We start from the raw sequence: 23094 nt of genomic DNA on the forward strand, positions 1-23094 counted from the left end.
GTCGACCCTACGCCTGCACGGGAGTGGGCCCGGAGGATGGCGGCGGCCCTCCCCGGGTACGTGCCCGGCATGGCGGAGTTCGAGGCAGAACGCAGGATGACAGCCGACGCGGAGCGGGTCTTCGGGGTCGTGTCCGACCTGGACCAGCTCCCGGGGTGGTTGCCGGCACCCGTGGACGTGCGCCCCACCGGCGACGGCGAGGTGCACGCCGACGTCCCGGAGCGCGGCGTCGACGCCGAGGGCACCGTGCGGGTGCAGGCCGACCAGCTGCGCGTGGAGTGGGGTCACGCCCCCGACTACGCCGGCTGGCTGCAGGTCGAGCACGCCGAGCCCGGCCGCTCCTCCGTGGTGCTGCACCTGTCGTTCCTGGGCGACCAGCCCGAGACGCACGGTGGCGCCCCCGCCGACGAGGTGCAGCGCTGGCTCGACGACGCCCTGACGCGCCTGGAACGCCTCGTGTCGCAAGGCTGAGGCTGACCGTTCGGCGGTGGTCGCGCGCATGATCCGCGGTATCGGTTGTCCATGGTCGTGGCGGCAGCGATGGGCAACCGAAAGTCCGGATCATGCCTGCCATGGCCGGTGCTGTGGCCGGGTCCGGCATGCCGCGAGCACGGGATCACTGCTGCTGGGCCGTGATGTTGAACATCCAGCTGATCCCGAACCGGTCCACGAGCGAACCGGCCTCGTCGCCCCACACCTGCTCTTCCAGGGGCAACGTGACGGTGCCGCCGACGGACAGCTTCTCGAAGTACTCGCGGAGGTCGCCGTCGTCGCCGCCGAGGAAGACCGCAACGTTGTTGCCCGGCCGGTAGGGCGGGTGGCCGGGCCTGTCATCCGGGAAGTCCCATGCCATCAGCGTGTACCCGGCGGGGGTGTCGAGCCGGGCATGCATGACCTTGCCGGCGTGGGGTGAGTCCGGCGAGCCGAAGTCCCCGACCGTTCCCACCGCCAGTTCGCCACCGAAGACCTCTCGGTAGAACTCCAGCGCCTGCCGCGCGTTGCCGTTGAACGTGATGCACGGGTTGACCTGAGACCCCACTCGAGCGCTCCTCCGTCAGTGACCGATCGGCGTGTCCGATGGTCGCCGGCGGCCATACTCCCGGCAAATCACGTCACCCTCTGTCGTGCTTACCGGTCGAACTTCGCGAACGCGCGCCGACCGGACGCCCCGACACAAGAAGCCGACGAGCGCAACCCGACCCACCAACTGGACACCCACCGACGGGGGTCCGGGGGCCCGTCCCCGGCCGGGGGTGTGGCGCCTGGGCCCCCACAGGACGCCCCGACACAAGAAATCGGCGAGCGCAACCCGACCCACCAACTGGACACCCACCGACGGGGGTCCGGGGGCGCGCCCCCGGCCGGGGGTGTGGGGGCTGGGCCCCCACAGGACGCCCCGACACAAGAAATCGGCGAGCGCGCTCCGTGAGCACGCTCGCCGATCTTGTGGAGGTGCCGGGAATCGAACCCGGGTCCTCCGTCGCTTCACAAGGGCTTCTCCGTGCGCAGTCCGCTGTGCCTCTACTCGGATCCACCGGTCACGCGGACGAGCCGGTGTGACGATCCCAGTCGCTGTCTGATGTCCCTGCCCGCCCCGCGACCGGGCGGACAGGTGAGTCCCCTAGCTGATGCCGGGATCCGGGTCGGGAACGCACCCGGGCCGACAGCTCCTCAGTGGATCAGGCAGCGAGCGCGAAGTCAGACTTCACGCCGGTGGCCTGAGCCGGAGCAGTGCGCGTATTAGCGGCACTTGTTGTTTTGCGACGTATGGTTAACGAGATCATCGTCGCCTTCCTCGGCACGCTTCCCCTTGATCAACATCCGGAGTCGAGACCGTTCACCCCCTTCGACGCCCGGCTGCCCGGGCGTCCGCACAGTTTAACGCGTGGGCCCCTCGAGTTCATCCCGGTTACCCGGCCGGGGTCCGACGCGGTCAGCCGTTGCGGTGCAGGAAGCGGTCGGCGAGGGCCCGCACCGGTCCGACGTGCTCGTTCTCACGATCGTGCTCGCCCGTGCGCTGCGACGGCATCGGCGACTGCGGGGCGCCGTCGCCGGTGGCGCCGGGCTCGCCCTGCCCCGGCGCGCCGGACGTGCCCTGCTCCGTCGCGGGCGGCGCGGAGCCCGCGTGTCCACGGCCGTCACCGCTGCCCGGGCCGGCAGCCGCCGCACCGGTACCGACGGCTCCGCTGCCCCGGGGCGGGGTGGCGGCGTCGGCGTCCACCGGCGCGCCCCCTGGCGTCCCGACGCCCGCGGGCCGGTCGTGCCCGGGGCCGGCAGTCATCGGACCGGCGGCCGCGGCCGGGCCGGTGTGGCGCGGACCGTGCTCCGCGGGGGCTTCGCCGCCCGACGCCGTCGGACCGTGCCACCCGGAGCCCGCCGCGGCGGCAGTGTGGTGATCGGTCCTGGGGGTGCCGTCGCCTGCCTGGTGGCGGCCCTGCGGGGAGTCGGTCCGGCCACCGGCGATCCGGAGGTCGTCGGTGCGGCCTGCCGGGTCGTCTCCGGAGCTCGCAGCGTGCGCTTCCTGGTGGCGACCGGCGCCGGGGGCGGTACCGACGTCGTGGCGGCCGCGCTGGTCGTGGCCCGCGCCGTCGCGGCCGTCGCCGGAGCGCTGGTCCCCCACCCGCATCCGGTCGGTGCGCGCGGCGGGGTCGGTGTCGTGGCGGGCGTCCTGGCGGTTGTCGTGCTGGCCGTCGTGGTCGGCGTCGCGCCTGCTGCGGGAGTCCGGGTCGACGCGGTCGGCGGCCGCGGCACGGGCCTCGGCGACCTCCCGGTCCTGCTGGGCCCGCGCGGCCTGTTCACGCGCCTGCGCCTGCTCGTGCTCGGCCCGGGCGGCGCGCTCGGCGGACTCCGCCTCCCGGCGCTGGGCGCTGGCGTTGCGGATCTCCGCCTCGTGCCGGTGCTCGGCGGCCTCGAGGCGGTGCTGCTCCTGTCGGCGCTGCCTGGCGCGCACGGCGAGGAACCCGGCCGCGGCGATCACGGCGAGCACGACCAGCACGATGACGACTGTCAGCCCGATGTCCATCCCCGGGCGTACCCAGCACGCAAGGTCGACAATCGGGCTGGTCAGAGCCGCAGGAGCCGTGTGGGGGCGGTGTGCAGGGCCGATCGGAGGAACTCCGGCCCGAGCCGCGGCTCGTCGGCCGCCCACTCCGCAACCGCGCGCACCTGCTCCGCGTAGGGGTAGGGGATGTTCGGGAAGTCGGACCCGAAGACCACGCGCTCGGCCACCTCGACCAGCCGCGTGGGCCAGTCGGGAGGCAGGGGCGCGAACTTCTGGCTGAACGCGGGGCCGACCATCGTGGTGTCCAGGTGCACGCCCTCGAAGCGGTGCACGAGGTCGAGGGCGTCTCCGTAGTCGGGCATGCCCGCGTGGGCGAGCACCACGCGCAGCCGGGGGTGTTCGGCGAGGACGGCTCCGAACACGTCGAGCCCGGTGTGCGCGCCGGGGATCGGCCCGTGCCCGCAGTGCACGACGACGGGCACACCGGCGTCGGCCAGCAGGCCCCACGCCGGGCGCAGCAGCGGGTCCCGCGGGTCGAACCGCCCCACCTGGACGTGCACCTTCACCACCCGGGCCCCGGCCTCGACCGCGGCGCCGAGGTACTCGGCGACGTCGGGTTCGGGGTAGAGCGTGGCGGTCGGTACGGCCTCCGGGGTGATCGCGGCGAAGCCGGTGACCCACTCGGTGAGCCAGCGCGCCATGCCCGGCTTGTGCGGGTAGACCAGCGGCGCGAACGCCCGCACGCCGAGCCGCCGCAGCGTGGCGACCCGCTCCGGCTCGGGCGTGCGGTACTGGATGGGCCACTCCATGCCGTAGTGCGTGCGCGCCTGGTCGAAGTAGGCCCACACCTTGCGCAGCACCGGCTCGGGCAGGAAGTGCACGTGCACGTCGACGATGCCGGGCACGCCGAGCTCGGCGAGGAAGCGCGGGAGGTCGTCGTCGGACTCCGGAGGCGCGGGCACCGTCACCGCAGCTCCCGGGCCCGGCCCTTCGCGGCGCGCCCGTACGCCCGCTGGATCTCCCGGTCCGCGTCGCGCTTGGCGAGGTCGGAGCGCTTGTCGTAGTCGCGCTTGCCGCGGGCGAGCGCGAGCTCGAGCTTGACCTTGCCGTCGTTGAAGTACAGCGAGAGCGGCACCAGCGTGAGCCCGCCCTCGCGGGTCTTGCCGATCAACCGCTCGATCTCCTCGCGGTGCAGCAGCAGCTTGCGGGTGCGCCGGGGCTCGTGGTTGGTCCAGCTGCCCCGCACGTACTCCGGGATGTGCAGGCCGCGCAGGAACACCTCGCCGTCGTCGATCGTGGCGAAGGAGTCGACGAGGGACGCGCGGCCCAGCCGCAGGCTCTTCACCTCGGTGCCCATCAACGCGACACCCGCCTCGTAGGTGTCGAGGATGCTGTAGTCGTGTCGCGCCCTGCGGTTCTGCGCGATCACTTTGCGGCCGCTCTCCTTCACCGGTCCAGCCTACGCGGACCGGCGACGCCGAGCCCTCCGGTTACAGGCGCACGTACAGCCGCAGCGTCACGTACCCGGTGACCGCCGCGATCCCGCCGCCGATCATCACCAGGATCGGCGAGACCCACACGATGTCGGCCACCTCCACGGGCGGCACCACGCCGTTGGCCACGATCCCCGACAGCAGCTGGTCGATGAACAGGAACTTCCCGGCCACCAGCCCGGCCACCGCGATCAGGGCCCCGACCACGCCGGTGACCACCGCCTCGATGAGGAAGGGCAGCTGCGTGTACCAGCGGGTGGCGCCGACGAGGCGCATGACGCCCACCTCGGTGCGGCGGGTGAACGCCGAGACCTGCACGGTGTTGGAGATCAGCAGGACGGCCGCGATGGCCTGCACGACGGCCAGCGCGAACGTCACGTTCCGGATGCTGCCGATCATGTCGAACAGCTTGGCCACGACCTCGCGCTGGTCGAGCACGTTGCGCACGCCGACCTGGTCGGTCATCGCGGCGCGCACGGCGTCGGCGCCGCTGGTCTGGTCGGCGAGCCGCACGCGCAGCGTGGCCGGCAGCGACTGCGGGCGCGCCACGTCGGCGAGCGCCTGCCCCGCGAAGAGCTCCTGGAAGTGCTCGTAGGCCTCCTGCTGGCTCTGGAACCGCACCGACTCCACCAGCGGCGAGTTCTCCAGCGTCTCCCGCAGGTCGCTGCAGATCGGCTGGCTGCAGTCGGTGTCGGCGGCCGAGACGTCGGCCGTCAGCGTCACCTGCACCTCGAAGCGGTCGCTGTAGAGCTGCTCGGTGCGGTCGATCGTGCGGACGGCCAGCAGCCCGGTGCCGACGAGCCCGAGCGAGATCGCGGTGGTCAGGACCATCGCGATCGTCATGGTGACGTTGCGGCGGAGGCCGGTGACGACCTCCCGGGCGACGAAGTCGGTGCGCATGCGCCTACCGCCCCACGCCGTAGACGCCGCGCGCGTCGTCGCGGACGACGGCGCCGAGGTCGAGCTCGACGACCCGGCGGCGCATCGAGTCGACGATCGAGTGGTCGTGCGTGGCCATCAGCACCGTGGTACCCGTCCGGTTGATCCGCTCCAGGAGCAGCATGATGTCCTGGCTGGTGTCGGGGTCCAGGTTCCCGGTGGGCTCGTCGGCCAGCAGCACCTGCGGCCGGTTCACGAACGCCCGCGCGATCGCGACGCGCTGCTGCTCACCGCCGGACAGCTCGTGCGGCATCCGGTCGGCCTTGCCGGTGAGGCCCACCAGGTCCAGGACCTCCGGCACGACCTTGCGCACCGTCGACTGCGACTTGCCGATCACCTCGAGGGCGAACGCGACGTTGCCGCCGACCGTCTTGTTGGACAGCAGCCGGAAGTCCTGGAACACGCACCCGATGCGCTGGCGCAGCTTCGGCACCCGCCGTCGCGGCAGCTTCGCGACGTTCATGTCCGAGACGTAGATGTTGCCCTTGGTGGGCACGTCCTCGCGCAGCAGGAGCCGCAGGAACGTCGACTTCCCCGAGCCGGAGGGGCCGATGAGGAAGACGAACTCGCCCTTCTCGACCGACATCGAGACCCGGTCGAGCGCCGGGCGCGTCGAGGTCTTGTAGAGCTTGGTGACGCGTTCCAGGCGGATCACGACGCGTGAGGTTACCGGCGGGTGCGGTCGACCCCGGCACCCGACCCGCCCCGAGCGGCTACGACTCGGTGTTCTGGCTGCGCCGCCAGCGGATGCCGGCCTCGATGAACCCGTCGATGTCGCCGTCGAGCACGGCGGAGGGGTTGCCGACCTCGTGCTCGGTGCGCAGGTCCTTCACCATCTGGTACGGGTGCAGCACGTAGGAGCGCATCTGGTTGCCCCACGAGGAGCCGGTGTCCTTGAGCGCGTCCATCTTCGCGCGCTCCTCCTGGCGCTGGCGCTCCAGCAGCTTGGCCTGCAGCACCAGCATCGCCGTGGCCTTGTTCTGGATCTGCGAGCGCTCGTTCTGGCAGCTCACGACGATGCCGGTGGGGATGTGCGTGAGCCGCACCGCCGAGTCGGTGGTGTTGACGCCCTGGCCGCCCGGGCCCGACGAGCGGTAGACGTCGACGCGCAGGTCCTTCTCGTCGATCTCCACGTGGTCGCTGGACTCGACGACCGGGGCCACCTCGACGCCCGCGAACGAGGTCTGGCGGCGGCCCTGGTTGTCGAACGGCGAGATCCGCACCAGCCGGTGGGTGCCCTGTTCGACCGACAGAGTGCCGTAGGCGAAGGGCGTGTGGACCTGGAAGGTGGCCGACTTGATGCCGGCCTCCTCCGCGTAGGAGGTGTCGTAGACGTCGGTGGGGTACCCGTGCCGCTCGGCCCAGCGCAGGTACATGCGCATGAGCATCTCGGCGAAGTCGGCGGCGTCGACACCGCCCGCCTCGGCGCGGATGGTCACGAGCGCCTCGCGGGGGTCGTACTCGCCCGACAGCAGGGTGCGCACCTCGAGCGAGGCGATCTCCTCGCGGAGCTTCGCGCGCTCCGCGTCGGCGTCGGCGATTGCCGACTCGTCGCCCTCGTCCTCGGCCAGCTCGTAGAGCACCGGCAGGTCCTCGAGCCTGCGCCGGAGGTCCTCGAGGCGGCGCAGGTCGCCCTGGGCGTGGGCGAGCCGGCTCGTGACCTTCTGCGCGGCCTCGGTGTCGTTCCACAGATCGGGCTGACCCGCCTGGTCGGAGAGGTCGGCGATCTCGGCGCGCAGCGCGGGCAGGTCGGTGACCGCCTCGATGCTCTCCAGGGTGGCGGACAGGTCCTTCAGGTCGGCCGCGGCGTCGGGGTTCACAACGCTCCAGGCTACGCGTTGGTGCGGTGGCCGCGGACGTTGCCGGGGTGATCGCGGGATCCAGGCGGCGGCTGGCAAGGCGCGGCCCGACGTCACTACCGGGCGTAATGCCGAGGGCCGCAACGCCGCCAGGCGTCGCCTGGGCCCGCGAGGACCCGGTCAACGTCCGTGGCCACCGCACTACTACTCCGGGATGGCGTCGAGGAGCTTGAGCACGGCCCGTACGTGCGCGACCGCGAAGTCCGCCACGGCCTTGCGGTACGGGTCCCGCTCGCCGCGCGCGGCGGCCCGGGTGGCGGCGAGCCGGGCGGTGTAGGCCTCGCGGCCGGCCGCCACCAGCTCGGCGCGCTGCGCGGCGCTCAACCGCCCGGCGTGCAGCAGCCGCAGCACCAGTGGGCTGCGCAGCGGATCGGCCGCGGGGCCCGAGCGGAGCCACCGGCTGAACGCCCGCCGCCCCGCCGACGTGAGGACGTAGGTCCGGGCAGCGCGCGGGCCCGGTCGGCCCGGCTCCAGCAACCCGGCGGACAGGAGCGCGGGCAGCTCCCGGTAGACCTGGCTGCGCGTCACGGAGAAGAAGGCCCCGAACCGGTCCCCGGCCGCCGTCACGAGCTGGCTGCCCGACATCGGCCCCTCGTGGAGCAGGCCCAGCAGCGCGGCCGCGGTGGCGTTCACGGCAGGTGTTCGCGGCGCCGGCATCCGCCCACGGTGCCATCCGGCGCACGAGCGCGCAGAGCACGGGCCGGACGCGGCACCCGGTGACCATCCCGGCCTCGCGGAGCGGGTGAGACCGCCACGAGCCGTGACGAACCCGGCGACGATCGCGTGGAGCCGTGACACGAGTGGCGTCCACGGCCTCTGACTTCACACGCATCACACAGATCGGCGCCCAAGGTACCGCGCAACAGCCCGGCGGGCCCACCGGTTTTCGCCCGGCTGGAACGGAGACCCGGCGAGACCTGCCGGTGCAGGCGAGGAGATCACGTGGCCCGCTTCCTGGTGCGCCGGCTCGTCAACTACGTGGTCCTCCTCCTCGTCGCCACGTTCCTGACCTTCAGCCTCGCCTCGCTGACCTTCAACCCGCTCGCCCCGCTCACCGAGCGCAACCCGCCGGTCCCGGCCGAGGTCATCGAGGCCAAGCGCGCCGAACTGCGGCTGGACGAGCCGATCCCGCAGCGGTTCGCCCTCTGGATGGCCGACGCGGTGCGAGGCGACTTCGGCACCACCGTCACCGGCACCCCGATCGCCGACCAGCTCGTCAGCCGGGCCGGGGTGAGCCTGCGGCTCTTCCTGGTCGGCACGGTGCTCGGCGTCGTGATCGGCGTGGTCGTCGGGGTCGCGGGAGCCGTACGGCAGTACCGGCTCGGCGACTACGCGGCCACCATCTTCTCCTTCGTCATCCTGTCGATACCGGTGTTCGTGCTGGCGCAGCTGCTCAAGTTCGGCGGCCTGCAGCTGAACGAGGCGGCCGGCACCACGGTCCTCTACTTCCAGGGCGAGGTCACGCCGAGCTTCCAGGGCAGCGCGATGGCAGAACTGGTCGACCGCCTGCAGCACCTCGTGCTGCCCACGCTCGCCATCGCGCTGTCGCAGATCGCGCTGTACAGCCGCTACCAGCGCAACGCCATGCTCGACGTGCTGGGAAGCGACTTCCTCCGCACCGCCCAGGCCAAGGGGCTGACGCGGCGCCGGGCGTTGTTCAAGCACGGGCTGCGCACGGCCCTCATCCCGATGGCCACGCTCTTCGCCTTCGGGTTCGGGCTGCTCATCACCGGTGGTGTCTTCACCGAAAGGATCTTCGGCTGGTTCGGGATGGGTGACTGGTTCGTCTACGGGGTCCAGCAGAACGACACCAACATCGTCGCGACCGTGACGCTGTTCGTCGCGGTGCTGATCCTCGTGTCCGGCTGGCTGTCCGACCTGCTCTACGCCGCGCTCGATCCTCGCGTCAGGATCGGGTGAGCATGGCCACCTCCTCGATCGGCACGGGCGCCTCGCCCGTCGGCGCTCCGGTCACGGCCGGACCCGGGGGCTCCGGGAACACCGCTTCCCGGCGCCGGTTGGTGGCCCGCCGGTTCGCGCGGAACGGGTTCGCGGTCGCCGGGCTGGCCACGATCGTCCTGCTGTTCGCGATGGCGTACCTCGGCCCGCTGCTGACGCCGTGGGACTACGACGAGATCGACTACGCCGCGTTCCTGCAACCGCCGTCGCCCGAGCACTGGTTCGGCACGACGCAGATCGGCAACGACGTCTTCGCGCAGACCATGCGCGGGCTGCAGAAGTCGCTCGTCATCGGGCTGCTGGTCGGCCTGATCTCCACGGCCGTCGCCGCGGTGGTCGGTGCCGCGGCCGGGTACTTCGGGGGGTGGGTCGACCGCTCGCTGATGTGGGTCGTCGACCTCCTGCTCGCCCTCCCCGCGTTCCTCGTGATCGCGATCCTCTCGCCGTCGTTCCACGGGGAGACCTGGCTCGTCTTCGTGGTGCTGCTGGCCGCGTTCGCCTGGATGATCACGGCTCGGATCGTGCGGGGCATGACGCTGTCGCTGCGGGAGCGCGAGTTCGTCAAGGCCGCCCGCTTCATGGGCGTCCCGCCGTGGCGGATCATCTTCCGGCACATCGTGCCGAACATGTCGTCCCTGCTGATCATCGACGCCACGATCACCGTTGGGACGGCGATCCTGTCCGAGACCGGCCTGTCGTTCTTCGGCTTCGGGGTGCAGCCGCCCGACGTGTCCCTCGGCACGCTCATCGCGGCCGGCACCGACTCCGCCCTCACCTACCCGTGGCTCTTCCTCTTCTCCGCGGGCTTCCTCGTGATCGCCGTCCTCGCCGTCAACCTCGTCGGGGACGGGCTGCGCGACGCGCTCGACCCCGGCTCCCGGCGCGGCAGACGGTCCGAGCCCGAGCGGAAGAGGAAGGCGGCCCGGAAGGCGGAGGGCGGCGCGTGAACCTTGCGGACCCGATCTTCGACACCGGAGCTCCCGGCCTGGACGAGCCGGTGCTCACCGTGCGCGACCTCAGCGTCTCGTTCCCGAGCGAGGCCGGGCGCGTCCCGGCCGTGCGCGACCTGAGCTACGACGTGGCGGCGGGCGAGGTGCTCGGGATCGTCGGCGAGTCCGGGTCCGGGAAGTCGGTGTCGTCGATGGCGGTGATGGGCCTGCTGCCCGGCAGCGCCCGCGTCACCGGCTCGGTGCGGTTCCGCGACACCGAGCTGCTCGGCAAGCCCGACGCCGACCTCTCCCGGATCCGCGGCCGCAGGATCGCGATGGTCTTCCAGGACCCGCTGTCCGCACTCACCCCCGTCTTCACGGTGGGCGACCAGGTGGCCGAGGCCCTGCAGATCCACCACCGCGGCATGGGGCGCGACGCGGCGCGGGCGCGCGCCGTCGAGCTGCTCGACCTGGTCGGGATCCCGAACGCGAAGGCGCGAGCGACGTCCTTCCCCCACGAGTTCTCCGGCGGGATGCGCCAGCGTGCCGTGATCGCGATGGCCATCGCGAACGACCCGGACCTGATCATCGCGGACGAGCCGACGACGGCGCTCGACGTCACGGTGCAGGCGCAGGTCCTCGAGGTGCTCAGGACGGCCCGGGAGGTGACCGGGGCCGGGATCCTGCTCATCACCCACGACCTCGGGGTGGTCGCGGGCGTGGCCGACCGGGTGATGGTGATGTACGCCGGGCGCGCCGTGGAGACCGGCCCCGTCGACGAGCTGTTCGCCCGGCCGCGGATGCCCTACACGCTCGGCCTGCTGGGCTCGATCCCGCGGCTCGACGTGGGCGAGCGCCGTCCGCTGGTCCCGATCGACGGCCAACCGCCGGCGCTCACCGACCTCCCGACGGGCTGCTCGTTCGAGCCGCGGTGCCCGCTGGCGGTCGACCTCTGCCGCGAGGTGGAGCCCGCCCTCGACCCGGTCGGCACCGGTCACCGGGCCGCCTGCCACCGCAGCAGCGAGCTCGAGCGCCGCGACGCCGCGGAGGTGTACGACGCGCCGGTGGTCGACGCCCCGCCCGAGGTGCCGCGGGAGGACCGGCCGGTCGTGCTGCGCGTCGAGGACGTGCACCGGCACTACCCGGTGACGAAGGGCGCGATCCTGCGCAGGCGGGTCGGGAGCGTCCGCGCCGTGGACGGGGTCAGCTTCGACATCCGGGAGGCCGAGACCCTCGGGCTCGTCGGGGAGTCGGGCTGCGGCAAGACCACCACGCTCATGGAGATCCTGGACCTCCGCTCGCCGCAGCGGGGACGGCTCGAGGTGCTGGGCCGCGACGCCGGCACGCTGAGCCGGACCGACCGCACCCGCCTGCGGCGCGACATCCAGGTGGTGTTCCAGGACCCGATCGCCTCGCTCGACCCGCGGATGCCGATCGCCGACATCCTGGCCGAGCCGCTCACCACCCACCACGTACCGCGGGAGCGGATCCGCGAGCGGGTGCCGGAGCTGCTGCGCCTCGTCGGTCTGCGGCCCGAGCACGCGAACCGGTACCCCGCGGAGTTCTCCGGCGGGCAGCGGCAGCGCATCGGCATCGCCAGGGCGCTCGCCCTGGAGCCGAAGCTCCTCGTCCTCGACGAGCCGGTGTCCGCCCTGGACGTGTCGATCCAGGCCGGCGTGATCAACCTGCTCGAGGAGCTGCGCGTCCGACTGGGCCTCGCCTACCTGTTCGTCGCGCACGACCTGTCCGTGGTGCGGCACATCGCCGACCGCGTGGCCGTGATGTACCTCGGGCGCATCGTGGAGATCGGCGACGTGCGCACGGTGTTCACCGCGCCACAGCACCCCTACACGCAGGCGCTGCTCTCGGCGATCCCCGTCCCGGACCCACCCACCGAGCGGGCCCGCGAGCGGATCCTGCTCACCGGGGACCTGCCCAGCCCCGCGGACCCGCCGTCGGGCTGCCGGTTCCGCACCCGGTGCTTCCGCTACGCGGCACTCGACGCCACCGATCGGGCACGGTGCGAGAACGACGATCCCCGGCTGCTGCCGCCCGGCACCGACCCGGCCCCCGACCACGCAGTGGCGTGCCACTTCGCCGCCCCGCACGCCGTGCTGTGAGCCCGACGCCGTGACCGAGAGGGAAACCCGTATGAGAACCCGGCCCCGTTCCCTTGCGCTGACCGCGATGGCCGCCGCCACCGCGCTGGCACTGGTCGCCTGCGGCGGCGGCAACGGTGCGAACGACCCCGGTCTCGCCCCCGCGGAGCAGCAGCCCCAGGGCGTGAACGACGTCAACCCGCTCCCCCGCGACCAGGTGCGCGACGGCGGCGACCTGCGGTGGCCGCTCGACGCCATCCCGGACAACTTCAACATCAACCACGTCGACGGCAACCTGCTCGAGAACCGCTTCGTCGTCGACGCGCTGCTCCCGGGCGCGTTCACGCGCCAGGCCGACGCGAGCGTGGCGCTCGACGAGGACTACTTCACCTCCGTGGAGCTGACCGCGGAGAGCCCGCAGGTCGTGACCTACACGATCAACCCCCAGGCGAGCTGGGACGACGGCACGCCGCTGACCTGGAGCGACCTGCAGGCCCAGTGGCAGGCCCTCAACGGCACGAACCCGGCGTACCTGCCTGCCGACACCGCGGGCTACGACAGCATCGCGTCGGTCGAACGGGGCGTGGACGACAAGCAGGCCGTCGTCACGTTCGCCGAGCCGTTCGCCGAGTGGCGCGCGCTCTTCGAGCACATCTACCCCGCCGCGACCAACCTCGACCCCGACGCGTTCAACACGGGCTGGCTGACCGGGATCGGCACGACGGCAGGGCCGTTCCGCACCGAGTCGGTGGACACCACGGCGCAGACCATCACGCTGGTCCGCAACCCGAACTGGTGGGGCGAGCCCGCGAAGCTCGACCGGATCATCTTCCGGGTGGTCGAGCGCAGCGCCCTGGCCGATGCGCTGGCCAACAACGAGATCGACTTCTACTCCATCGGCTCGGACGTGAACCTGTTCGCCAGGGCGCAGACGATCCAGGGCGTCACGGTGCGGCAGGCCACCGAGCCGGTGTACAACCACATCACCTTCAACGGAGCCCCGGGCGCGATCCTGTCCGACCCCGCGCTGCGGCACGCGCTCGTGCGCGGCATCGACCGGCAGGCGATCGCGAGCGCGCTGATCGGCCAGATCGTGCCGGACGTCGAGCCGCTCAACCAGTACATCTACCTGCAGGGCTCCGCCGACTACGTCGACCACGCGCAGGACGTGTCCTTCGACCCGGCCGCGGCGAACGCCGAGCTCGACGCGCTCGGCTGGGTGTCGCCCGGGCCGGGCCAGCCCCGCACCCGCGACGGGCAGACGCTGACCGTGCGCTACGTCGAGACCACGGGCAACCCGATCAGCGAGCGCATCGTCGGGCTCACCGCCGCCCAGCTCACCGCGATCGGCGTGAACCTCGAGCGCGTCCCCGTCGCGTCGGCCGACCTGTTCGACCAGTACGTCACGCCGGGCAACTTCGACATGATCGGCTTCGCCTACTCCGGATCGCCGTTCCCGATCGTGAGCAACCGCTCGGTCTTCGTCTCCGGCAGCGAGTCGAACGTCAGCCGGATCAACACCCCGGAGATCGACGCGCTGTTCCAGCAGGCCGCCACCGAGCTCGACGACGCGGCACGCACGGAGCTCAACCAGCAGATCGACCAGGCCCTCTGGGAGGCGCTGCCGCTCCTGCCGCTCTACCAGGCCTCGGGCGCGTACGCGGTGCGCGAAACCCTGGCCAACTTCGGCGCGGGAGGGTTCGCCGACGACGTCTACACCGACATCGGCTTCACCGGCTGATGGCGACCGCGGGCGTGGCCGTTCCCCGCCGCAGCCCGGCGCTGCGGCACGGGCTGGCCACGTCCGCGTTGGTCCTGCTCGTGTGCGCCCTGCTCGCCGTCGTGGCGGGCACGGCGTTCACGTCGGCGGCCCACCGGCTCGACGCCGCCACCGCGCGCACGTTCGGGACGGTCACCGCCGCGGACGGCGACGGCGCGCAGCTGCGCTGGACGCCCGCGGGCAGCGCGGAGCGGACCGACACCCTCGAACTGGCCGGCCCGGCCCCGCCGGCGGGAACGCGGACCGAGGTGGCGTACGACCCCGCGGCTCCTGACCGTCCGCTGATCCCCGGAGCGGCGGTCCTCGCCGCCGCCGACCGCTCGCTCGGCACGCTGTTCCTCAGCGCGGCCACCGCGCTGGTCGTGCTCACCGCCTGCGGCTGGCAGCTCGCCAGCAGGCGGCGGGCCATGACCCGGGTAGCGCGGACGGTGCCCGTGCGCCGGGTCCAGGTGCAGACCGGCCTGCTCACCCGGTCGTGGCTGGAGACCGACACCGTGCCTCGGCGCTTCATCCCCGTGCACTTCGACCCCGTGCTCGTCACGCTGCCCTCGCCCACGACCGTGCGGCTGCACGGGAACCCCCTGGACCACCGGCTCGTCACGGTCGAGATCAACGGGCACGTGCTGCACCCGTCCGGGCCGGTTCGCGCGGTCGAACCGCGCGGCCGTCGGACCGACAACCCCGCCCAGCCGGACGAGTCCACCCGGCAGCGCGCCGCCCTTCTGGCCGCGCGGTCCCGTCAGTGGCGAGCCGATCTGCCGATGCTCGTGCCCGCGCCGGTCATCGCGCTCCTCTGGACCTACGTCGACGGCGGCGGGCTGAGCACCTGGCTGTCCGCCACGGCGCTGCTCGGCGCCCTCGGCCTCTGGCTCGCCGCCCTCCGCGGCTCCGACCCCAGCAGCCACCGGACGTACTGATCGTTCCCACCCGAACACGTGCGCGGTCACGACGACGCCGATGTACGTCTCGTACCGATCACCGCGGCTTGATCGGACCGAGCCGCACGTCACCGCCCCACGAACCGCCGCCACGTACGACTCGCACCGATCGCCGCAACGTGACCGGACCACCTCGCCCACCACCGTCACGTACGGCTCGCCGCGAACCGCCGCCGCCCGCCCATGCCGTGGTGTGCGCCTCGGACGGATCAGTGCCCCGGTGGCCTACGCCGGGATCGTCAGGTCCGCGATCCGCGCGCGGTGGGTGCCTGCGTCGCCCCACTGGGCGGCGAGCCGCTTGGCGCGCTTGTAGAAGAAGTGCGCCTCGTGCTCCCAGGTGTAGCCGATGCCGCCGTGGTACTGGATCATCGCCGCGGTGGACTGCAGGGCCACGTCGCTCGCCTTCGCCTTCGCCACGCTGACGGCGAGCGGCGCGTCCGGCAGCCGCTCGTCGACGGCGTGGGCGGCGTAGAGGGTGGCGTGCTCGGCCATCGTCACGCCGACGTGCAGGTCGGCGAGCGCGTGCTTGATCGCCTGGAACGAGCCGACGGGCACGCCGAACTGCTCGCGCTCCCGGTCGTAGGCCACGGTCCGGGTGAGCGACTCGCGGGCGATGCCGACCAGGTCGGCCGCGACGAGCACGGTGGCCCGGTCCGACAGCTCGGCGAGGACCTCCGCGCTCGTGCCCGCGAGGGCCTCGCCCGCGCCCGCGTCGAGGTCGGCGAGGCGGGTGGTGCCGTCGTAGGAACCGCGTGGGGTGGCCGCGGCGCCCTCGACCAGCACGAGGCCCTCACCGGCACGCGCGACGACGACGTCGGCCACCGCCCCGTACTCGACGGCCGGCAGCACACCCGGTGCGCTGCCCCGCGCGGCGAACGCCCCGACGGCCTCGCCCGCGGCGAGCCGGGGCAGCCAGGCCGCCCGCTGCGCGTCCGAACCCGCGAGCCGGACGGCCTCGGCCGCCAGCACCGTGCCCCGCCACGGCCCGGGCGCCACGCCCGCGCCCAGCGCCCGGGCGATGACCTGCGCCTCGACCAGGCCCAGCCCGAGGCCGTCGTGCTCCTCGGGCACGAGCACGGCGAGCCAGCCCTGCTCGCCCGCCGCCTTCCACAGGGAGTCCGGGTTCCCGGCCGACTCGGGCGCCTCGACGACGGCGCGGACCGCGTCCAGGTCGAACCGCTCGGCGAGGTACCCGCGCACCGCGGCGTCGAACTCGCGCTGGTCCTCGGTGAGTGCGAAGAACATGACCGGCTCCCTACCGAGGCAGGCCGAGCACGCGCTCGGCGGTGACGTTGCGCTGGACCTGCGACGAGCCGCCCCAGATCGTGACCGACCGGGACCACATGGCCTGCGCGTGCAGCGGCCGCAGGTCGATCCCGTCGACGGCGTCGAGCGTGGCGTCCTCGCCGAGGACCTGGTCGTAGACCTCCCAGAGGTCCTGGAACGCCTCCGACCACTGCAGTTTCGTCATCGACGCCTCGAACCCGAGGTCGCGGCCCTGCTCGACCTGCGTGAGCACGTGCATGGCGTGCAACCGCAGGCACTCCAGCTCGGTGAGCACGCGGGCGAGCTCGTCGCGCACCACCGGGTCCCGGTCGCGGCCCAGCTTCCTCGCCACTCCCACGATCTCGTCGTACTGCCGCCGGAACTCGGTGTACTGCGCGATCCCGGACGCGCCCCGCTCGAACGACAGCAGCAGCATCGCCGTGCGCCACCCGTCGCCGATGTCGCCGAGGGAGTCGGTGGCCGGGACGCGGGCGTCGTCGAAGAACACCTCGCCGAACTCGCTCGCCCCGCTCATCTGCTTGAGCGGGCGGGCGTCGACGCCGGGCTGGTGCATGTCGATCAGCAGCATCGAGATGCCGCGGTGGCGCTGCGAGCCCGGCTCGGTGCGGACCATCGTGAAGATCTTGTCGCCGTGCACGGCGTTGGTGGTCCACACCTTCTGCCCGTTGACGACGAAGTGGTCGCCGTCGCGCACGCCGCGGGTGGAGATCGCGGCGAGGTCGGAGCCTGCGCCGGGCTCGGAGAAGCCCTGGCACCAGATCACCTCGTTGCGCAGCAGCGGCCCGATGATCTCCTTCTTCTGGGCGTCGGAGCCGATGGCCATGACGGTGGGCGCGAGGAAGGTCAGGCCGAGCGCGTTGACGGTGCGCGGCGCGTTCGCCCGCACCGTCTCCTCGTCGTAGATCGCCTTCATGCCCGGCGTGCCGCCGCGCCCGCCGTACTCGGTGGGCCAGGAGATCCCGGCGAACCCGGCGAGGGCCTTGTCGCGCTCCCAGTCCCGCCGCACGCGGAAGCTCTCGTCCTCACCGAGCGACTCCCAGAACCCCGGACGCCCCCACTCCTGCGGGATGTTCGCCTGCAGCCACGACCGCAGCTCGCGGCGGAAGTCCTCCTCCGCCGGCGTGTAGGTCAGATCCATCGCGGCCTCCTCGCAGCGTCGGCGCTCGTCGCCCGGCCCACCCTGGCATACCCACGGGTAACCTGCGCGGCCCGGCCGAATCACCTGACGGTGGGTGAGCGAGATGTCCGTTCCCAGGTACCCTCCGCTCATGCGCACTGAGCGGGTGACGGTGAGCCTGCCGGCCGAGCTCGTGGCCGAGGCTCGCAACGCCGTGCGGCGGGGCGCCGCGCGGAGCATCTCGTCCTACATCGCCGACGCCGTGTCCGCACGCCAGCTGCGGGACCGGTCGCTCGCGACGCTCGCCGACCTCTACGGCGGCCCCCCACCTCCCGACGAGCTCGCCGAGGCGCGGCGGACGCTGCGCCTGGTCTCCCGCGCGGCCGCCGTCTGATGCGGCGGCCGGCCCGCGGGGCCGCCGCATGATCGGCGGGCGGGTCCTCGACGCCACCGCCCTCGCCGCGTTCGCCATCGGGCGGCCGGTCTACGTACGGGCCCTGGTGTGGGCCGCGGTCGAGGAGAACATCGTGCTGGCCGTGCCCAGCACCGCGCTCGGGCGGGCGTGGTCGCTGCTCGAGCCCGAGCACCACCCGGCGCTGCAGGTGCTGCTCGACCTGCCCAACACCGTGATCGACGAGCTCGGCCCGGCCGCGGCGCAGGAGTCCGGTCTGCTGCTGGCCGCGTCCGGCCACGACGACATCGTGGCGGGGCAGGTCGCCTCCAGCGCCCGCCGCCGCGGCTGGCCGGCGGTCACCGGCGAGCCCGGCACCCTGCGCAAGCTCGACGCGTCGGTGGCGATCGAAGAACTCCCCTGACGAACGGCACTCTCGTCGCCACCTAGCCGACGAGAGTGCCGTTCGTCGCAGGTCAGGCGCTCAAGCGGGCGCGCAGGTGCGCGAGCGACCCCTCGTCGAGACCGTGGGCGAGCAGCCAACCCGCTGACCCGCCCGCGCCGTTCGTGCCGTACTCGGCGTCGAGGTGCGCGAGGACCACCGCCATCGCCTCGGCCCTGGGCAGGTGCGGGGTGAGGTCCTCCGGCATCGGCTCGCCGGACGCGGCCGTCCAGCGCCGGAACAGCGCCTCCACCTGCTCGGCCGAGAGGGCGTAGTCGGCCACCACGGCGTCGCGTTCGACGCCCACCGCGTCCAGGACGAGCGCGACGAGCACCCCGGTGCGGTCCTTGCCCGCCGCGCAGTGCACGAGCGTCGGGCCGGCGTCCGCCGCGGCGAGCCTGCGCACGGCGGTGACGACGTTGTCCGCGCGGTCGCGCAGGTAGCCGAGGTAGTTGTGCACCAGCGGGTCCACGTCGTCGGACTCGGGCAGCTCGCGGCCCTCCTCGGGGATGAAGGAGAGCGCCAGCGTCTCGACGCCGGCCCTCGCGAGCGCCGTCGGGCCGCCGTCCGCGTCGATCTCGCGCTGCGTGCGCAGGTCGAGCACGAGCCGCAGCCCGAACTCGTCGACGAGGTGGGTCACGTCGGCGGGTGTGCAATGGCGCAGCGAGCCGCTGCGCAGCAGGACACCGGACCGGGTCGTGCCGCCGTCGCGCATCGGCAGCCCGCCGACGTCGCGGACGTTGTCGAGACCTTCGAGTGCGAGCCAACGCTCCACGGGTGCAGCCACACCTCCACCCTCGCCCATGAGCGGTCCCGGCCGCCAGAGCGGAACGCGCCACACGCGCGCGTACCGCGGATCGGCGCGCACGGGCAGCGTGGAGCGTCCGAAACAGCCGATCATGCGGTGGCCGGTCCCGTCGGAGTGCACGCAGGTCCCCGGCGTGCGGCGCGATCATGGCGCCGGGCGCCCGGCGAGGCGGACCGGCCGCCCGGCGCACGTGCCGGACGAGTGCGGGACACCACACCGTAGGCTGCGACGGATGAGTGGCCGACGATGGTCACGCAGTGTCGCCGCCCGGACCCGAGGAACTCGATGACGGACCCCCGCGCCAACCTGATCCGCCAGCAGCTCGCCGACCTCGGCAGGCGGCATGCCGCCGACGAGAGCGGTGGGGCCGCGCCACGCAACACCCGCGTGCTCATCATCGGGAACTTCGGCAACGGCAACACCGGCGACGAGGCGATGCTCGCCCGCACGTTGCAGGAGCTGCCGGAGGGCACCGACGTCCGCGTGGTGTCGCGCAACCCGCGGATGGTGGAGGCGCTGCACCGCGTGCCGGGCGTCCCGATGGAGGGCATCTCCTTCGTCAAGGCGCTCAAGTGGTGCGACGGGATCGCGGTGGTGGGCGGCGGCCTGTTCGGCACCGGGGCGTCGTCGCTGGTGAAGATCCTCCCGGCGATCGTGTGGGCCGCCACGGCCCGCGGCCGCGACATCACCTACCTCGCCATCGGCGTCTACCCGGGCACGCCGGAGCGGGTGCTCGACCTGCTGCGCCGCTCGGTGCGCAAGCCCGGGCGCATCAGCGTCCGCGACGAGGTCTCCGCCGCAACGCTCGGGGACCGGATCGTCGCGCCCGTCGTCGGCGACCTCGCCATGGGCCTCAAGCCGGCCCCGCCCGCCGACGCCCGGCGCGCGCTGGCCGCCGCGGGCGTCGACCCGGCGGTGCCGCTGCTGCTCGTGGCGCCGAAGGCACTGCCCAACCCGATCCTGGTCGACGCGCTGCAGGACGCCGCGGAGATCCTCGCCCGCCGCTGGATCGAGCGCGGCGGCGCCGTCGCCGGGCTCGCGATCAGCACCCACGCCGACTACGGCCTGGGCCTGGCCCGCCGCGACGAGGTGCTGGTGGGCGAGCTGGGCCAGCGACTCGGCCGCCGGGTGCCGGTGATCGGGCCGCAGCTGCCGCCCGCACTGGCCAAGGCCGTGGTCGGCGAGGCCGACGCGCTGTTCGGCCTGCGCATCCACTCGCTGGTCTTCGCCGTCTCGACCGGTGTGCCGTGCCTGGGCGTCGGCTGGGAGGAGCGCACCACGGCGTTCCTGGCCGAGCACGAGCAGTCGGCCATCAGCACCCGCCCGCCGGTGGAGGACCTGCACAGCTGGGTCGACCAGACCCTTCCCGCGCGCTGGTCCGCCCGGCCGAGGCTGCTCTCCTCGTAGCCCGGCGCGCCTTCTCTTCCCCCGGGTCGCGTGGGCGCGCCGTTCCCGGCTCGAGGCGAGCTGCCCCACCCCACCCTGGCCTTCGGTGCGATCACTTCAGCGCGGAGCGACACCGGGCCGTGCGGCCGTGGCCGGGTTGGCACAACTAGCGAGTGACGTGGTCGCCCGGGCGGCTGTCCCCGACCGGGCTCCAGCCGGTTCCCGACGAGAACGCCCCTGCCGGGTGCCACGCATCTGGCTGTGGTGCCGTTCACGCCCCTTGCCACGCCATGATCAGCGGAAACTCCCACCCGGACGAACGGCACCCTCGTCGGTACCTAGCCGACGAAAGTGCCGTTCGTCATGCGGATCCCGTTCCGGAGCCCCTGGGTCAGGCGCGCACGACCGGGCCGATCGGCAACGGAACGCGCCTGTGCAGATCCGGTCGACGTCATGGGTCTTCGGTCGCGATCGCAGACTCGTGGTGTCGATATCGTCGTGGGATCTCCTGTGGGCTGGCCGTTCCCGGCTCGAGACCACTGCCGCCCGCTCCGGCCCGGTCCTCGCCACCCGTCGGTGAGGTGGCCGGGTTGGGTCGACTACCGGATGTTGTGGTCGGCCGGGCGGCCGTCCCCGACCGGGCCCAGGCCTGTCTGGACGAGTCCGTCGCTGCTGGGTGGGTGCGCACCTGGCGGTGGACCCGGTCCGGTCCGCGGCGATCCAGGCGCACTTGCTCGGCGGAAACGGGACATGTGCTGCAGGGGGAGCCCGTTGCCGGATGGTCAGGCCGGGAATGATCGGCGGGAGCGGTGCGAGGGCGACAGATCTGTCGCCGTGACACCACTCCTGGCGATCATCCCGGCGAGAAGCACGTGAACGCGTCGCGAGGACGCTGCGACTCGCGCCGATCACGCAGCGCTCGGCAGGACAGCTAGACGCCGTCCGCAGGGGTCCTGCGCAACATCGGGGGCAGCAGGCGGGCGCCGGGGCCCAGCTCCGACACCCGGTCCTCCGGGTTGTAGAGGCGGCAGCGCTGCAGGGAGAGGCACCCGCAGCCGATGCAGGAGTCGAGGCCGTCGCGCAGGGCGACGAGGGCCTGGATCTGCTCGTCGAGCCGCCCGCGCCAGGACTTGGACAGCCGCGACCAGTCCGCCTTGGTGGGAGTGCGCCCGTCGGGCAGCTGGTCGAGGCCCTCGCGGACCTCGTCGAGGCCGACGCCGATGGTGCGGGCGGCGCGGATGAAGGCGAGCCTGCGCAGCACGGACCGCTCGTAGCGGCGCTGACCACCCGACGTCCGGGTGGTGCGCAGCAGCCCTTCGCGCTCGTAGTACCGCAGCGCCGACTGCGGGAAGCCGCTGCGGTGCGCCACCTCCCCGATGGTGAGGAGGTCCTTCGTGTCCATCCGGCGCCACCTTCCTTGACCTCAACCTGACTTCAAGTAGCACCGTACAGGCATGAGCTGCGCACCCGCCATCGTCACCGCGGACCCGCGGTGACCGCTCCCACCCGGCGAACGGGCCGGCCGGCCGCCGAGCCGCCGGAGGAGAGGGGCATCGCCCGCGACGAGGTCCGGCTGCTCGTCGCCCGCGAGCGCGGACCGCTGCGGCACACGACGTTCCGGGCGCTGCCCACCGCGCTGCGCCGCGGCGACCTCGTCGTCGTCAACACCTCCGACACCGAGCCCGCCGCCGTCGACGGCCTGCGCGCCGACGGCAGCGCCGTCACGCTGCACGTGTCGGGCCCCGCGCCCGACGACCTGCACGTGGTCGAACTGCGGACACCGGACGGGCGCACCGTCACCGACGGGGTGGCCGGCGAGTCCGTGCACCTGCCGTGCGGCGTGGTGGCGGCCTTGGTCACCGGTCATCCCGACCCCCGCGCCGTCTCCGGCAGCGGGCCGTGGCGGGCGCGCATCCCGGTGGCGGGAGGCCTGCGCCCGTGGTTGGCGTGCACCGGACGGCCGATCTCGTCGTGCGGGTCGCCGCGGTGGCCGTTGGAGAGCTACCGCACCATGTTCTCCCGGCCGGAGCCGGAGTTCGGCAGCGCCGAGATGCCGAGCGCGGGCCGGCCGTTCACCCCGGAGGTCCTGTACGGCCTGCGCGCGCGGGGCGTCGGCGTGGCGCGGCTGGTCCTGCACGCCGGGCTCTCCTCGCCGGCCGCCGGTGCCGCTCCGCTGCCGGAGCGCTACCGGGTGCCCCCGGCCACCGCGGACGCGGTCAACGCCGCGCACGCCGGAGGTGGGCGCGTCGTGGCGGTCGGCGCGACGGTCGCGCGCGCCCTCGAGACGGTGGCCGACCCGTCCGGCCGCGTCACGGCAGGCGCCGGCTGGACGCACCTCCTGCTCGGAGCGCGGCGCGGCCCGCGCGTCGTCGACGGGCTGCTGACCGGCTGGCACGACCCCGCGGCGGCACACCTGATGGCACTGCTCGACGCCGTCGCCGGCGCGCGCCTCGTCGACCGCGCGTACGCCGCGGCCGTGGAGCACGGGTACCGGTGGCACGAGTTCGGCGACTCGTGCCTCCTGCTCTCGACATGCCCCGCTCATCGCGTTCGGTGACCGCTCGCCGTCGGCGGTGTTGCCGCTCGCGGTTGCCTCCAGCCGACGAGCGGCACCTGAGCTGCGGTGAAACGCAGGTGATCCTCTTGTACGCACCGACGACTCGTCA

The 23094-nt window shown here is 73.1% G+C and carries 22 protein-coding genes and 1 other RNA gene; 10 read left to right on the forward strand and 13 right to left on the reverse strand.

Going from position 1 to position 23094, the window contains the following annotated elements; all coding sequences use genetic code 11:
• Positions 1 to 69: 69 nt before the first annotated feature.
• A complete protein-coding gene (locus FB558_RS39715; protein ID WP_142064384.1) occupies positions 70 to 471 on the forward strand; it encodes an SRPBCC family protein in 402 nt (133 codons plus the stop codon).
• Between the two features lie 145 nt (positions 472 to 616).
• Here the strand turns inward: FB558_RS39715 and FB558_RS39720 are convergent, their stop codons facing one another.
• From FB558_RS39720 to FB558_RS39760, 9 genes are all read right to left on the reverse strand, one after another.
• Positions 617 to 1039, reverse strand: a complete 423-nt coding sequence (locus FB558_RS39720; RefSeq protein ID WP_142063835.1) for a VOC family protein — start codon at positions 1037 to 1039, stop codon at positions 617 to 619.
• Positions 1040 to 1444: 405 nt separating this feature from the next.
• Positions 1445 to 1845: a transfer-messenger RNA gene (gene ssrA, locus FB558_RS39725) on the reverse strand.
• An 88-nt stretch (positions 1846 to 1933) separates the two neighbouring features.
• A complete protein-coding gene (locus FB558_RS39730) occupies positions 1934 to 3022 on the reverse strand; it encodes a hypothetical protein (protein ID WP_142063838.1) in 1089 nt (362 codons plus the stop codon).
• A gap of 41 nt (positions 3023 to 3063) precedes the next feature.
• Positions 3064 to 3969: an amidohydrolase family protein gene (locus FB558_RS39735; RefSeq protein ID WP_142063841.1), complete on the reverse strand. Its 906-nt coding sequence runs from the start codon at positions 3967 to 3969 to the stop codon at positions 3064 to 3066.
• Positions 3966 to 4451 (reverse strand): SsrA-binding protein SmpB, encoded by a 486-nt coding sequence (smpB, locus tag FB558_RS39740; RefSeq protein ID WP_142063844.1) that lies wholly within the window; start codon positions 4449 to 4451, stop codon positions 3966 to 3968. Before smpB ends, FB558_RS39735 begins: the two co-directional genes overlap by 4 nt.
• A 40-nt stretch (positions 4452 to 4491) precedes the next feature.
• The gene (gene ftsX / locus FB558_RS39745) at positions 4492 to 5394 is read right to left on the reverse strand and encodes a permease-like cell division protein FtsX (protein ID WP_142063846.1); all 903 of its coding nucleotides are present in this window, start codon (positions 5392 to 5394) and stop codon (positions 4492 to 4494) included.
• Positions 5395 to 5398: 4 nt separating this feature from the next.
• Positions 5399 to 6088 carry a cell division ATP-binding protein FtsE gene (ftsE, locus tag FB558_RS39750; protein WP_142063849.1) on the reverse strand — a complete coding sequence of 230 codons (690 nt, stop codon included), beginning with the start codon at positions 6086 to 6088 and terminating at the stop codon, positions 5399 to 5401.
• A 58-nt stretch (positions 6089 to 6146) separates the two neighbouring features.
• Entirely contained in the window at positions 6147 to 7253 is a 1107-nt protein-coding gene (gene prfB, locus FB558_RS39755) for a peptide chain release factor 2 (RefSeq protein ID WP_142063851.1), read from the reverse strand.
• Positions 7254 to 7436: 183 nt separating this feature from the next.
• The gene (locus tag FB558_RS39760) at positions 7437 to 7949 is read right to left on the reverse strand and encodes a PadR family transcriptional regulator (RefSeq protein ID WP_142063854.1); all 513 of its coding nucleotides are present in this window, start codon (positions 7947 to 7949) and stop codon (positions 7437 to 7439) included.
• A 285-nt stretch (positions 7950 to 8234) separates the two neighbouring features.
• Between FB558_RS39760 and FB558_RS39765 the strand changes: the two genes are divergently transcribed.
• The 5 genes from FB558_RS39765 to FB558_RS39785 are packed head-to-tail and all read left to right on the forward strand — an operon-like array spanning position 8235 to position 14976.
• On the forward strand, positions 8235 to 9212 hold the full coding sequence (locus tag FB558_RS39765; protein ID WP_142063857.1) for an ABC transporter permease: 978 nt from the start codon (positions 8235 to 8237) through the stop codon (positions 9210 to 9212).
• Positions 9213 to 9214: 2 nt separating this feature from the next.
• On the forward strand, positions 9215 to 10198 hold the full coding sequence (locus FB558_RS39770) for an ABC transporter permease (RefSeq protein ID WP_142063860.1): 984 nt from the start codon (positions 9215 to 9217) through the stop codon (positions 10196 to 10198).
• Positions 10195 to 12300, forward strand: coding sequence for an ABC transporter ATP-binding protein (locus FB558_RS39775; protein ID WP_170231775.1), 2106 nt, complete (start codon positions 10195 to 10197; stop codon positions 12298 to 12300). The genes FB558_RS39770 and FB558_RS39775 overlap by 4 nt, the downstream gene beginning before the upstream one ends.
• Before the next feature lie 31 nt (positions 12301 to 12331).
• Positions 12332 to 14020 carry an ABC transporter family substrate-binding protein gene (locus FB558_RS39780; RefSeq protein ID WP_142063863.1) on the forward strand — a complete coding sequence of 563 codons (1689 nt, stop codon included), beginning with the start codon at positions 12332 to 12334 and terminating at the stop codon, positions 14018 to 14020.
• Complete coding sequence (locus tag FB558_RS39785; RefSeq protein ID WP_142063866.1) at positions 14020 to 14976, forward strand: hypothetical protein; 957 nt, start codon at positions 14020 to 14022, stop codon at positions 14974 to 14976. The genes FB558_RS39780 and FB558_RS39785 overlap by 1 nt, the downstream gene beginning before the upstream one ends.
• Positions 14977 to 15222: 246 nt before the next feature.
• Here FB558_RS39785 and FB558_RS39790 read toward each other — a convergent pair whose 3' ends face one another.
• Together FB558_RS39790 and FB558_RS39795 are read right to left on the reverse strand one after the other, a co-directional pair.
• Positions 15223 to 16242, reverse strand: a complete 1020-nt coding sequence (locus FB558_RS39790) for an acyl-CoA dehydrogenase family protein (protein WP_142063870.1) — start codon at positions 16240 to 16242, stop codon at positions 15223 to 15225.
• Between the two features lie 10 nt (positions 16243 to 16252).
• Complete coding sequence (locus FB558_RS39795) at positions 16253 to 17422, reverse strand: acyl-CoA dehydrogenase family protein (RefSeq protein WP_142063873.1); 1170 nt, start codon at positions 17420 to 17422, stop codon at positions 16253 to 16255.
• A gap of 130 nt (positions 17423 to 17552) precedes the next feature.
• On the opposite strand from FB558_RS39795, the gene FB558_RS39800 reads away from it, so the two are divergent.
• Both FB558_RS39800 and FB558_RS39805 read left to right on the forward strand, forming a co-directional pair.
• Positions 17553 to 17795: a ribbon-helix-helix domain-containing protein gene (locus tag FB558_RS39800; RefSeq protein WP_142063876.1), complete on the forward strand. Its 243-nt coding sequence runs from the start codon at positions 17553 to 17555 to the stop codon at positions 17793 to 17795.
• A gap of 28 nt (positions 17796 to 17823) precedes the next feature.
• On the forward strand, positions 17824 to 18216 hold the full coding sequence (locus FB558_RS39805; protein ID WP_142063878.1) for a hypothetical protein: 393 nt from the start codon (positions 17824 to 17826) through the stop codon (positions 18214 to 18216).
• Between the two features lie 52 nt (positions 18217 to 18268).
• Here FB558_RS39805 and FB558_RS39810 read toward each other — a convergent pair whose 3' ends face one another.
• Positions 18269 to 19021: a tyrosine-protein phosphatase gene (locus tag FB558_RS39810; RefSeq protein ID WP_246107104.1), complete on the reverse strand. Its 753-nt coding sequence runs from the start codon at positions 19019 to 19021 to the stop codon at positions 18269 to 18271.
• Positions 19022 to 19327: 306 nt separating this feature from the next.
• Here FB558_RS39810 and FB558_RS39815 point away from each other — a divergent pair, with 306 nt between their 5' ends.
• A complete protein-coding gene (locus FB558_RS39815; RefSeq protein WP_170231776.1) occupies positions 19328 to 20449 on the forward strand; it encodes a polysaccharide pyruvyl transferase family protein in 1122 nt (373 codons plus the stop codon).
• A 910-nt stretch (positions 20450 to 21359) separates the two neighbouring features.
• Here FB558_RS39815 and soxR read toward each other — a convergent pair.
• Complete coding sequence (gene soxR, locus FB558_RS39820) at positions 21360 to 21830, reverse strand: redox-sensitive transcriptional activator SoxR (RefSeq protein ID WP_142063885.1); 471 nt, start codon at positions 21828 to 21830, stop codon at positions 21360 to 21362.
• Positions 21831 to 21920: 90 nt separating this feature from the next.
• On the opposite strand from soxR, the gene FB558_RS39825 reads away from it, so the two are divergent.
• Positions 21921 to 22985: an S-adenosylmethionine:tRNA ribosyltransferase-isomerase gene (locus tag FB558_RS39825; RefSeq protein WP_142063888.1), complete on the forward strand. Its 1065-nt coding sequence runs from the start codon at positions 21921 to 21923 to the stop codon at positions 22983 to 22985.
• Positions 22986 to 23094: the final 109 nt, after the last annotated feature.

Source organism: Pseudonocardia kunmingensis, from assembly GCF_006716445.1.
GTDB lineage: Bacteria > Actinomycetota > Actinomycetes > Mycobacteriales > Pseudonocardiaceae > Pseudonocardia > Pseudonocardia kunmingensis.